Source organism: Rheinheimera sp. SA_1, assembly GCF_001669775.1.
GTDB lineage: Bacteria > Pseudomonadota > Gammaproteobacteria > Enterobacterales > Alteromonadaceae > Pararheinheimera.
The window spans coordinates 46432-59110 of the sequence record NZ_LXWK01000021.1 but is presented as its reverse complement, the minus strand read 5'-3'; the positions used below and the strand labels follow the sequence as shown (position 1 = coordinate 59110).

Here is a 12679-nt window from a genome sequence, read left to right as displayed (position 1 = left end):
CCTATACTGCCCCGCCAGTATTTGCGGCGAGTCATCATGCTGCAGTGTTGTTCTTCTTCAAAGCGTTTCAATTTTTTGCTTAAAACGCCGTCCATTTCAGATAATGATCAACGAGCAGCAGCAAGAATAACAACATCAAGTGTACAATGGAAAACCTGAATGTTTTGATGGCGGTATCGGCTTTGGCATGAAACTTCAGCTGCCAGGCGTAGCCCATAAACCACAAATTTAACAGCACGGTGCCGACCAGGTAAATGGCACCGGTCATTCCGACCAGATACGGCATTAAACAGACCAGAAACAAAATCAGCGTATAGAGAAAAATCGCCGTTTTGGTAAATTCGATACCATGTGTCACCGGCAACATTGGCATATTCACCTTGGCATAATCATCGCGGCGATGGATGGCCAGCGCCCAAAAATGCGGTGGCGTCCAGGCGAAAATAATCATCACCAGCAACAAAGGTTCAGCCGCGATTTGGCCGGTCATCGCTGTCCAGCCAAGCAGCGGTGGCATGGCGCCAGCTAAACCACCGATCACAATATTCTGTGGTGTCGCGCGTTTTAAGTACATGGTGTACACCACGGCATAACCAAACAAGCTGGCTAACGTCAACCAGGCGGTTAACGGATTCACCGCCGCATAGAGCACGACAAAACCGCTTGCAGCCAGCAGCAGCGAAAACACCACTGCACGTTCAGTGCTAATGCGACCACGGGCTACCGGCCGGTGATGCGTACGGGCCATTTGTGCATCAATCCGCTGATCCAGCACATGATTCAAGGCAGCAGCTGCTGACGACAATAAGCCGATACCAATCATCGATACTACCAGTACATCAAGTGCGGGCAGGCCAGGCTGCGCCAACATCATGCCAACCCAGGCAGTCAACAACAGCAAAGCCACCACTTTGGGTTTGGTCAGCTGATAATAATCCCGCCAGACCTGCGACCAGCCTGAAAACACTGCAAGTTTTGTTTGGGCCATCATAACCTCCTTGGTTGTAGCTGTACTTGTTGTTGTAGTTGCACACAAATCAGCGTTAACACCATCAGCAAATTGGCGGCAACAAAGTTGTGCGCGACCGCATTTGCCAGCGGCAATTGCCACCATATATTGATGACGCCGAGACAAAATTGCAGCAGTAATAACGCGCCAGCGACCAGCGGCAATTTTGACATGCCGGTTTGCGTCTTACGCTGCCACAGGAGCCAGGCAAACCAGCCGACAGCCAACAACGTCAACATCGCGCCAAATCGGTGCGCGATGTGGATAGTCTGCCTCGCTTGTTGACTCATCACACCGTATTCGTAATTGTCGTGCCCCAGATGTAAATCAAAGGCCTCGCCAAATTGAAGCTGCTCCAACCAACCGGCCTGACATACCGGTAATTCCACACAAGCCATCGCTGCATAGTTGGCTGAGGTCCAGCCACCCAAGGCAATTTGCCCGACTAAAATAGCCAGCACCAGCCAGCCTAAGCGAGCCAGCCCGCTTTGTGCGGGTAACGATGCCGAAGGTTTGTGCCGGGGTGCTGTCAGTTGCCAGCGATAAATCACCAGTAAACAAAGCAAACTGAAACCACCGAGCAAATGCCCCATTACTACCAGCGGAAATAAATTCAGCGTCACTGTCCACATGCCAAGCGCCGCCTGAAACACGACCAAGCTCAGCAGAGCCGTTGGCAACAGGCAGATTTTGCGCTGTTGACGCCAACTGACAAAAAATATTGTAGCGATCAGTAAACCAAGGCTACCGGCAAAATACCTGTGCACCATTTCATTCCAGGCTTTATGTGCCTCCAGCGGCCGCTCCGGAAACCGGGCTTCAGCCACAGCCACATGCGTTTCATGCTGCGGCACTTTTAAAAAACCGTAACAACCTGGCCAATCGGGGCAGCCTAATCCGGCATCGGTCAACCGGGTATAAGCACCGAGAATAATGACCAACATGGTCAGTACAATCGCCAGACTGGCCAAAATTCGCTGCAACTTCATACCGGCCCCCGATCGTAGCTAATCAACTTTTTCAAATCGGACATCACGGCTTTACCGAGCAATGGCAATTGGCTGGCATCGGCCGGAAATTGATATTGCAGCAGTGCTAAGCCGTTATGCTCGACCAGAATAAGCTGACCTTCAGCTAAAACCGACGATTTGCCTTGTTGAAACTGCATGGTAGTCGCGAGCTCTTTTGGTGCCACATCACCCAGCACCACCAGCGTTAAATTGTCCTGTTTTCTACCCAAGGCAGTATAAATTTGCGTCATCAGATTCAGCGTCTGCTGGCACTGCTGCTGGCAGTCCGTTGGCGCCAAATACACTAGTCGCCAATGTGGCTGGTCGGCCGCTGTTGCTGGCAATAGTGTAATTTCCTCACTTAGCCACTGGCCTTTACTATTGGCACCTGCGGAAAACCAGCCTGCTGACAACACCAATTGCGCCATTGCCAACGGCACCAGACAACAAGCGGCGAACAACCACAAAAACTTCTTTTTTGGCATTTACACTTCCTTCTGATAACTGGCAGCCATCGCGACCATCACCACGGCGATGGCCAACAACAGCCACTGCAATGCATAAGCCCGATGTTTTTCCGGTGGCATCACCACAGGCTGATAATGATAAAGAAACGGGCTTTGTTGCTGGTAAAACACGCCGTTAAACATTGTATTAAACGCCTCACTAGACTGATTGCCAGACGCTTTATTACGCTCGTTATTTGTCAGCGGCTTGGATAGAGTCGACGCGAGCGATGGCACATCAATCGTTTGCACGCGCATCGGCCAGGAGCCGGTATCCTCCAAATTGTTGCCCAGTCGAAACGCGCCTAATTTAGTGCGTAGCACACCCTGTAATTCAATCCGGGCAGGAATTTCCACTTCGGGCAGTTGTAATCTGCTGTCCGGCGCCGCGACCCAGCCTAAATTCACCAGTAAGACCTCATCGGATGGCATCGGCATAGCGGTTTTATCCGTCGTGACTTGAACTGGAATAACCACATCGTAACCGGCTTTGCCGCGCCAGATTTGATTGTCCACCAACCACACTACTGGCGCGAGCCAATGCGCAGTACCGGTTAGTGGCGCGCCGTCTAAATCGGCTTCGCTGTAACGGGAAAACTCAGTAAAAGCGGGAGCGCCTTGTTGTTGCCAGTTCTGGATTTGGGTCAGGTGTTGCAGCTTTTCTTCAGCGCGTTGCCATTGCCATAGCGACAGCTTGATTAACAGACAAAAAGCGGCCAAAGTGATCACTACTAACCACCAGCGCAATACAAAATCCTGGTTAAACAACCGGATCTGCATTTGCGTCTCCTGCGAACTGAGGTCTTATGCTGATCAAATTACTGCTCATTGCGCTACTGCTCTTTATTGTTTTTAATTTGTTCCGCGCCTTGTGGCTAATGCTGAAAAACGATCCGGAAAAAGTCAGTATGTCGAAATTCCTCGGGCGTCGGGTGTTGGTCTCTGTCATCGTGATGATGTTTATCGTAATGGCGCTGACGATGGGCTGGATTAGCCCCCATCAGCGACCTTACTGATATTCCCTTCATCCTTGAAGTTGCAGGGTTGTTGCCATCCTGCAACTCCAATGATTTTGGATATACAGCACAGTGACTTACTAAAACCGCACTGCTTTAAGCGTTACAACACGTAGACAAATACAAACAAACATAACCAAACCACATCGACAAAATGCCAGTACCAGGCCGCTGCCTGAAACGCAAAATGGTGGTGTGCTGTAAAATGGTTTTTGAGCAAGATCCGCAGAAAAATCACCAGCAGGAAAATAGCACCCAGCGTCACATGCATACCATGGAAACCGGTCAGCAGGAAAAAGGTATTGCCATAAATCCCTGAATCCAGTTTTAAGCCAAGATCCTGGTAAGCATGGACATACTCGTACCCTTGTAACGTCAGAAAAGTTGCACCTAACAACACGGTTAACAACAGCATCAGTTTGAGCTGACCCCGTTTATTTTGCTCCATCGCGGTATGCGCAAACTGCAATGTAACCGACGATGTCAGCAGAATAATGGTGTTATACAGCGGCAACCCTTGCCATGGCATCGCCGTGGTTTCAGTGCCACCCGGCGTTTTGATCATCGGCCAGTGCGCAACGAACTCGGGCCATAATATTTCGGCAGTCATGGCATTGTTGCTGGCACCATCCAGCCACGGCATCGCGATCAGCCGGGCGTAAAACAAGGCGCCAAAAAAGGCAAAAAAGAACATTACTTCAGAAAAAATAAACCAGCTCATACCTTGCCGGAACGAGCGATCCATTTGTTTGCTATAAAGGCCGGTCATCGATTCATCAATGACATTTCGAAACCAGCCAACCAACATAAAGATTAAAATCGCGACGCCGGCTATCAGCAGGTAACTGCCATAACCTTCTTTATCGCGGGTCACTTCATTGACTAAATGCCCGGCACCAAAGGCGATTAAAAACAGCGCCACCGCACCCACAAAAGGCCACGGGCTTTGTTCGGGTACATAATATTTCTCGTAAGCGTTACTCATGATTGCCCCCTGTTGGGATCAGAGCTGCCACTGTTTCAGGCTGACTATGCTTGGTCATGTCGTACAAGGTGTATGACAAAGTAATAGTGCTGAACTGCTCGGGCAGAGCAGGATCCACATAAAATTGTAATGGCATCAACAGCTTCTGACCGGCAGTCAGCACTTGTTGGTTAAAACAAAAACATTCCATTTTATTCAGATACAAAGCAGCCTGACCTGGCGCCACTGAAGGCACCGCCTGACCGGTCATGGTCGCAGCGGTGATATTTTCAGCTTCGTAGTACACCAGTTTGATTTCGCCGGGATGAACTTTGATTTTTTGCGTCTGTGGTTTAAATAACCATGGCATGTCAGCATTGGGTCTGGCCAGAAACTCCACGGTAATTTCGCGTTTCAGATCAACCACTGCTTTATCGGCAGTGGCAGCCATCGAACTGGTTTTACCGTTAATGCCGGTCAAATCACAAAACACGTCATACAGCGGCACCAACGCATAACCAAAGCCAAACATCGCGAGCGTAATCACCAACAGCTTTTTGATCAGTGGTTTATGGTTCGGTTGAGCTATGTGTTGCTGCGAATCGGCCATCTGTAGTCCCTTATTTCACATGCGGTGGTGTAGTAAAACTGTGATAAGGCGGCGGTGACGATAATTCCCACTCCAGCCCTTCAGCACCTTCCCACACCTGATTAGTTGCTTTCTCACCACCCCGGATACATTTCACCAAAACCCAGACAAAGATCAGCTGCGACAGGCCAAAAGCAAAACCTCCGATACTAATAAAGGCATTAAAATCAGCAAACTGCAGAGCATAATCCGGGATCCGTCTTGGCATCCCCGCTAACCCGACAAAATGCATCGGGAAAAACAGCATGTTGACCGAGATCAGCGAACACCAGAAATGCCATTGCCCCAGGGATTCGTCATACATATGCCCGGTCCATTTTGGTAACCAGTAATAGGCCGCCGCAATAATCGAGAAAATAGCACCTGTTACCAGCACATAGTGGAAATGCGCGACCACAAAGTAGGTATCGTGATACTGGAAATCCGCCGGTGTGATGGCGAGCATCAACCCGGACAAACCACCTATAGTGAACAGCACAATAAAGGCCAGCGCGAACATCATCGGCACTTCAAAGGTCATCGCCCCCCGCCACATCGTCGCGACCCAGTTAAAGACTTTCACCCCGGTTGGCACCGCAATAAGCATGGTGCAATACATGAAAAACAGCTCGGCAAACACCGGCATGCCGGTGGTAAACATATGGTGCGCCCAGACCAGAAACGACAGTAACGCGATACTGGAGGTGGCATACACCATCGAAGCGTACCCAAACAACGGTTTACGGGCAAAAGTCGGCACAATGCTTGAGACAATACCAAAAGCCGGCAAAATCATGATGTACACTTCAGGGTGACCGAAGAACCAGAAAATATGCTGGAACAACACCGGATCACCGCCGCCGGCGGCATCAAAGAAACTGGTGCCAAAGTATTTGTCGGTTAAAACCATGGTTACAGTACCTGCCAACACCGGCATTACCGCAATCAGTAAAAATGCAGTGATTAACCAGGTCCAGACAAACAACGGCATTTTCATCCAGGTCATGCCAGGCGCACGTAAGTTGAAGATGGTTACAATCACGTTGATTGCACCCATAATCGACGAAATACCCATGATATGCACTGAAAACACAAACAAAGCTGTACTGTCACCGCTGTACTTAGTGGAGAGAGGTGCGTAGAAAGTCCAGCCAAAACCCGGACCACCACCCTCCATAAATAACGATGCCAGTAAAATGGAAAAGGCAAACGGCAGGATCCAGAAACTCCAGTTATTCATCCGCGGTAACGCCATGTCCGGCGCACCAACCATCATCGGAATGAGCCAGTTGGCGAGGCCGGTAAAGGCCGGCATTACTGCGCCGAACACCATGATCAGGCCGTGCACTGTCGTCATCTGATTAAAGAAATCAGCCTGTACCAGTTGTAGCCCTGGTTGAAATAACTCGGCGCGGATCACCATTGCCATCGCACCACCGATGAAAAACATCGTCAGAGCGAACAGCAGGTACAAAGTACCAATATCTTTATGGTTGGTGGTATACAACCAGCGTTTTAAACCGGCTGGTGGACTGTGGTGGTGCTCTTCATGGTGATCGCCATGAGCATGTGGATCGGTGGTGATTGTGCTCATCTGCTACTCCTTGTTGCCGGTTTTGGCTGCATGGATCGCAGCGGCCTGCACTAAATCGCCAGTATTGTTATCCCAGGCATTTCGCTCATAGGTAATGACGGCTGCAATTTCCTGCAGCGTCAGCTGCTTGCCGAAAGCCTGCATGGCGGTACCGGATTTGCCGTTAAGGACAATATCGATGTGGGCGGCAAGTTCGGTGGCTGTTGTGGCCATTTTGCTGCCTTTAAGGGCCGGGAATGCACCAGGTAAACCCTGTCCGCCTGGTTGATGACAGGCTGCGCAATAACCAAGGTAAGTTTTTTCGCCCAGAGCCATGGCTTCAGCCATCGTCATGTTCATTGACAGTAGTTCTTGCTCGGCTGCTTTGGCTTTGGCTTGCGTTTCAGCCTGTTGCTGGATCCAGCTCTCGAATTCAGCAGGCTCTTTCGCAATCACCACCACTGGCATAAAGCCGTGATCTTTGCCGCAGAGTTCCGCACATTGACCGCGGTAAATACCGGGCACGTTGACTTTGGCCCAGGATTCGTTGATGTACCCAGGGTTGGCGTCTTTTTTGACTGCAAAGGCTGGCACCCACCATGAATGGATAACGTCATCTGAAGTCATTAAAAAACGTACTTTTTTACCGGTTGGGATCACCAGCGGCCGATCAACTTCCAGCAGGTAGTTTTCGCCCTTGGCAATTTTGTTCTGAATTTGTTTTTGTGGGGTGGCAAGTAACGAATAATATTCAACCGGATAGTCGAGATATTTGTAATGCCACTTCCATTGCGAGCCGGTCACCAGAATGGTCACTTCAGCGTCGGAAGTATCTTCCATCGCAATCAGAGTTTTGGTAGCGGGTATGGCCATGACGACCAGAATAACCACTGGAATGGCGGTCCAGAGTATTTCTACTTTGGTGCTTTCATGAAATTGTGCAGGCTGCACTCCTTTTGCCTTGCGATGATGAAGAATGGCCCAAAACATAGCGCCAAACACCACCAAGCCAATTGCACAGCAGACGTACAATATCGTCATATGCAGGTCGTAAACCTGATGACTGATATCGGTAACCCCTTTGGTCATGTTTAGGGGTAACTCTGCGGCAGCAGCCGTTTCGACAAATAGCAAGGATAGCAGCGTGCAGCGATAACGACTCGTTTTCGCCACGTAACGTCTCCTCTGTCATTTTGCATAATACAAATTGCCAGAACCAGACACTACCACCCAAATTGCGCATCTTGTTCTGCAACTAATTGTTTTTTATTATTTATTTGTTACATCGCCTGTGACACAACATTTATCGTTCTGTGTTTTTTATCAGGCGCAGGTTAAGAATTGACCAGAAATAGCCCAATGTAAACCCCTTAAAGCAAAAAGCACCGGCGAAACCTAAAGGTCTGACCAGTGCTGTATTCGAAAAAGTATTGAGTTTACTAAAGTTTTAGCAAAAAACCTTACCAGGTTTGATTACGGATCACGCCAACCGCCAAACCTTCAATTGCAAAGAACTGCTGAGTTAAATCGACTTTTATCACATTAAAGTCGTTGTTTTCAGGGTGTAAGTATACAAATTGACCATCACGTCTAAAACGTTTTACTGTCACCTCATCTTCGACTCTGGCCACCACCACTTCACCCTGCCGGGCTTCCGTTGTTTTATGCACCGCCAGCAAGTCACCATCCATGATGCCAATGTCTTTCATACTCATACCAGAGACTTTTAACAGAAAATCGGCCGCCGGATGGAACAGATTCGCATCAAGCTGGTAATACTGGTCAATATGTTCGGTGGCTAAAATAGGCTGTCCTGCGGCAACACGGCCAATCAGCGGTAAACCCAGATATTCAGGTTCATTTGCCACCAGCTCTTCTTCAATCAACCGGATCCCCCGTGACGTACCCGGCATCATTTCTATAAAGCCTTTTTTGGCCAGTGCTTTTAAATGCTCTTCAGCAGCATTGGCTGACTTAAATCCAAGCTGTGTAGCAATTTCGGCGCGGGTTGGTGGCATCCCGGAGTGAGCCTGATAATCTTTCAGTAATTGTAATATTTCGGCTTGTCGTGGAGTAAGTGGACGCATGATGCTGAATGCCTATACAGTGAATACTGGGAGTATATACAGTGAAAATGCATGTGCCAAGTCGGATGTCGCAGAAAAATCAGCAAAAAATGCCAAAATTGGCGCTGATTTTAATCCATGGTATTCTAGCCGGCTGTTTTTGAGTGCAGGTAACGTATGTTTTCGCGATTAAAGTGGTTCGCCAGCATCTTACAATGGCTATTGTGGCCATTCGTTAAATATAAAATTATTCCATCCCAACCCGTCAGTAGCCTTGAGTTGCAGGCAAACAAGCCGCTGTTTTATATTACCCGGGTTGCCTCTGCCAGTGATTTAGCCACACTGAAACGTGCCTGCCTTGAGCAAGGGCTACCGGATCCGACCGCTTATGTCACACTGGGCGATATCACCTTACCCCGCACTTTATTTCTCGAACGTTCCGCTGCATTTTGGGGAAAAAGCCGCCCAACACTGGCACTGCAGCAGGGGCAAAAGTTATTGCAAGCCCATCTGGCACAGCCTGATCAAACCGCACAGCTAGTCCCGGTAGCCATCTGTTGGGGGCGTGCCCCTGGCAAAGAAGCCAGCGTCAAAGCCATTCTTGGCGAAAAAACCGCACCTGGCTGGTGGCATAAATTATTTGTGATACTGATTTCTGGCAGGCATACGCTAGTGCAGTTTTCCCGCGCAGTCTCCTTGCGCGAGATGGCCGACCAACATGGTGCCACCGAAGAAACTGCACATAAATTACTACGGGTTGCCCGCTTTCATTTTTATCGCCAACAACTGGCTGCAACCGGGCCACGACAGCCGGACCGTGCGGCGTTGTTTAATGCATTATTGGGCTCTGAAGCGCTTAAAAAAGCTATTGCTGATGAAGCGCGGAGCAAAAATATCAGCTATACCGAAGCCCGTAACGAAGCACGCAAGCTGCTGGAAGAAATCGCCGCCGATTATCGTGAATCAACCTTACGAGTGGGTGATCGGCTGCTGAGCTGGTTGTGGAAAAAACTGTATACCGGCATCAAAATAAATAACGCTGGTTTAATCCGTGATCTGGCGCAGCGTGGCCATGAAGTGGTGTATTTACCCTGCCATCGCAGCCATATGGATTACCTGCTGCTGAGTTATGTCATTTATCAACAAGGTCTCGCTGCCCCACATATTGCTGCCGGTATTAACCTGAATTTTTGGCCTATTGGTAAATTTTTCCGCCGTGGTGGCGCGTTTTTTATCCGGCGCAGCTTTAGCGGCCACAAACTTTATTCGGCAGTCTTTCGCGAGTACCTGTCGCAGCTGTTTCGCAAAGGTTATTCGGTAAAATACTACAGCGAAGGTGGCCGCAGCCGCACCGGGCGTTTGCTGCAACCCAAAACCGGTATGTTGGCGATGACGGTGCAAGCTCTGCTGCGTGGCATTGACCGGCCCGTCACGTTGGTGCCGGTATATCTCGGTTACGAGCACGTGATGGAGGTGAACACTTATCTGCGCGAATTAAAAGGTTCTGCCAAAACCAAAGAATCAGCGCTTGGCATCCTCAAAGCTGCCAGACAACTGCGCGACTATGGCTATGGTTACATCAATTTTGGTGAACCGATTTCACTGAACGGATATCTGCAACAACATGCGCCGGATTGGCGTTTGTCGGTGAACCCCATCGAACCGCAAAAACCAGCGTGGTTAAATCCACTGGTCGCGAAGTTGGCCGATGAAGTGATGACAAGGGTGAACCAAAGCGCCGCGCTGAACGCAATCAATCTGATCTCGACTTGCCTGCTCGCCACCGAACAATATGTACTGACCCGTACGGCGTTAATCCAGCAATTAAACTTATATCTGCAGCTGCAACAAGCTGCGCCTTATCATACGGCTGTCACGTTACCGGAAGGTGATGGTGCAGCGTTGTTGCAACATGCGCTGACGCTGAACAAAGTACAGTTACAGCAGGATGGTTTTGGCGATCTGGTGCGGCTTACCGCCGAAAACGCCGTGATCATGAGTTATTATCGGAATAATATCAGTCATTTATTTGTCGTTCCTGCGTTGATCGCGACTGCATTATTGCAACACCGACAGCTGACCGCTGTGCAGTTACTGAATATCTGCCAGCAATTATTGCCGTTACTGGAACATGAACTGTTTTTGGCACCACAGGATTTAAGACTTTATGTCACACAAATCCTGCAGTTTTTACAGCAACAGCAGTTAGTGCAACTGGCACAACAACATTATCAATGCGCCGAACTTCCGCAACATCTGACGCAGCTGAAATTGTTGGCACATAACAGCAATGATATCCTGCAGCGTTACGCCATTGTATTGAATTTATTACAGCAACAACAACGCATTGAACGCAGTGCGCTAGAGCTGGGCAGCCAGCAACTTGCTCAGCGCTTACTCACCATGCATGGCATTGATGCACCTGAATATCACGATAAACAACTGTTTGCGACCCTGGTGCATGCGCTAAAAGATGCCGATTATATTGCGGAAGCAGCGGATGGCCGGTTACAACCTGCGGCTAATTTCGCGCCACTGTTGGCAACCGTCAATGCACTGGTGCTGCCGGAAGTGCTGCAGACAATCCACCAAATCACCGCTGAAAGCTAATTAACAGCAAGATGGGTTCTATGGCGACAAAGTTCTTATCTTGCTGGCGGCTAACTGTTGAGGGAAATAGACCCAAAATCATTGAAGATTCGGGTAGGCGCCGAGGAGCGAGACTGGAACGCCAGCCCGACCCAGGAGCATAGTTGTCCTATGTGACTGGCCGCGCTGGCGTTCCAGTCGGACTGAAGCTTCAGCGAACGAAGGCAACAACCCCGAATCTTCAAGGATGACGGGTATAAACCTTATTCCGGTTTTGCTTTGTCGTAACTACGGATCACCCCTTCTTGCATGGTCGACGCAACCAGCACACCAGCACGGTTAAAAAACTGCCCGCGTACTAAACCACGCGCACCAGATGCACTAGGGCTGTCGACGGCATATAACAACCAGTCGTCAAAGCGGAAATCCTGATGGAACCACATCGCATGATCGATGGTCGCAACCTGCATCGTTGGCGCCATAAACGACTTGCCATGAGGTTGCAGCGCTGTCGGTAGGAAATTAAAATCTGATGCATAAGCCAGCATGTATTTATGCACCCGCAAATCGTCCGGCATCGCGCCATTAGCCTTAAACCAGACATAACGTTTAGCACTGCTGATCTGCGGTTTAAACGGATTATGAAAGGCTACCGGACGCATTTCGATTGGTTTTTCGCAAATAAACTTACTGCGTAGAGATTCCGGAATAAATTCGGCATGTTCGCGGTAAAACTCCAGATCGGAAATTAAATCCTCCGGCGCCGGCACTTGTGGCATTAAATCCTGATGCTCAAAACCAACTTCATCCGCCTGAAATGAAGCGGTCATATAAAAAATCGGTTTGCCAAACTGGATTGCGCTGACCCGGCGTGTGCTAAAACTTTTACCATCGCGGATGTTTTCAACTTCATAAACGATGGGTCTTGACGCATCACCCGGCCGTAAAAAATACGAGTGAAATGAATGGACTTTCCGATCTTCCGGAATGGTTTCTTTGGCAGCAGAAAGGGCTTGTCCCATGACCTGGCCGCCAAATACAGCTTTAAACCCCAGATCCTGACTCTGCCCCCGATACAACCCATACTCGATGGTTTCCAGCTTTAATAACGACAACAAATCGGCTAATACCTGGCTCATCTTTACGTCCTGCAATGCTTGAGAAACAGTTATTGTGCTACAGCCTCCGGTAAACTGCAAAACCGCAGGGCCAGTTCCGGAGATCTTTACTGATAAAGTTCCGACAGCAATACTGTGGCGGTGAATTTGCCAGCAATGAATGTCGATTCAGTGCGCACTGGTGCTGTAAACGCCGTCAA

General features: G+C 49.3%; 12 protein-coding genes. 2 read left to right on the top strand and 10 right to left on the bottom strand.

The features are described 5' to 3' along the window. Nucleotides 1-79: 79 nt before the first annotated feature. Genes cyoE through A5320_RS20825 form a run of 4 tightly spaced genes read right to left on the bottom strand, consistent with a single transcriptional unit; the run spans nt 80 to nt 3305 of the window. Entirely contained in the window at nt 80-988 is a 909-nt protein-coding gene (cyoE, locus tag A5320_RS20840) for a heme o synthase (RefSeq protein ID WP_068069811.1), read from the bottom strand. Continuing rightward, a complete protein-coding gene (locus tag A5320_RS20835) occupies nt 988-1998 on the bottom strand; it encodes a COX15/CtaA family protein (RefSeq protein WP_068069806.1) in 1011 nt (336 codons plus the stop codon). Before A5320_RS20835 ends, cyoE begins: the two co-directional genes overlap by 1 nt. Beyond that, the gene (locus A5320_RS20830; protein WP_068069805.1) at nt 1995-2504 is read right to left on the bottom strand and encodes a hypothetical protein; all 510 of its coding nucleotides are present in this window, start codon (nt 2502-2504) and stop codon (nt 1995-1997) included. The genes A5320_RS20835 and A5320_RS20830 overlap by 4 nt, the downstream gene beginning before the upstream one ends. Beyond that, nucleotides 2505-3305 carry an SURF1 family protein gene (locus A5320_RS20825; RefSeq protein ID WP_068069803.1) on the bottom strand — a complete coding sequence of 267 codons (801 nt, stop codon included), beginning with the start codon at nt 3303-3305 and terminating at the stop codon, nt 2505-2507. It abuts the gene before it with no gap. A gap of 26 nt (nt 3306-3331) precedes the next feature. On the opposite strand from A5320_RS20825, the gene A5320_RS20820 reads away from it, so the two are divergent. Further along, nucleotides 3332-3541, top strand: coding sequence for a DUF2909 domain-containing protein (locus A5320_RS20820; RefSeq protein WP_068069802.1), 210 nt, complete (start codon nt 3332-3334; stop codon nt 3539-3541). Between the two features lie 103 nt (nt 3542-3644). Here the strand turns inward: A5320_RS20820 and A5320_RS20815 are convergent, their stop codons facing one another. The 5 genes from A5320_RS20815 to lexA all read right to left on the bottom strand — a co-directional run bounded on the left by A5320_RS20815 (nt 3645) and on the right by lexA (nt 8793). After that, nucleotides 3645-4526, bottom strand: a complete 882-nt coding sequence (locus tag A5320_RS20815) for a cytochrome c oxidase subunit 3 (RefSeq protein WP_068069800.1) — start codon at nt 4524-4526, stop codon at nt 3645-3647. After that, entirely contained in the window at nt 4519-5115 is a 597-nt protein-coding gene (locus tag A5320_RS20810; RefSeq protein ID WP_068069798.1) for a cytochrome c oxidase assembly protein, read from the bottom strand. The genes A5320_RS20815 and A5320_RS20810 overlap by 8 nt, the downstream gene beginning before the upstream one ends. Before the next feature lie 10 nt (nt 5116-5125). Then, nucleotides 5126-6727 (bottom strand): cytochrome c oxidase subunit I, encoded by a 1602-nt coding sequence (gene ctaD / locus A5320_RS20805; protein WP_068069796.1) that lies wholly within the window; start codon nt 6725-6727, stop codon nt 5126-5128. A 3-nt stretch (nt 6728-6730) separates the two neighbouring features. Beyond that, nucleotides 6731-7879, bottom strand: a complete 1149-nt coding sequence (coxB, locus tag A5320_RS20800; RefSeq protein ID WP_231916804.1) for a cytochrome c oxidase subunit II — start codon at nt 7877-7879, stop codon at nt 6731-6733. 287 nt (nt 7880-8166) lie between these two features. Then, a complete protein-coding gene (gene lexA / locus A5320_RS20795; RefSeq protein WP_068069795.1) occupies nt 8167-8793 on the bottom strand; it encodes a transcriptional repressor LexA in 627 nt (208 codons plus the stop codon). A gap of 156 nt (nt 8794-8949) precedes the next feature. Here lexA and plsB point away from each other — a divergent pair, with 156 nt between their 5' ends. Continuing rightward, on the top strand, nt 8950-11382 hold the full coding sequence (plsB, locus tag A5320_RS20790; RefSeq protein ID WP_068069793.1) for a glycerol-3-phosphate 1-O-acyltransferase PlsB: 2433 nt from the start codon (nt 8950-8952) through the stop codon (nt 11380-11382). A 242-nt stretch (nt 11383-11624) separates the two neighbouring features. On the opposite strand, the gene tesB is transcribed toward plsB, so the two are convergent. Next, nucleotides 11625-12500 (bottom strand): acyl-CoA thioesterase II, encoded by an 876-nt coding sequence (gene tesB, locus A5320_RS20785; RefSeq protein WP_068069791.1) that lies wholly within the window; start codon nt 12498-12500, stop codon nt 11625-11627. Between the last annotated feature and the right edge of the window lie 179 nt (nt 12501-12679).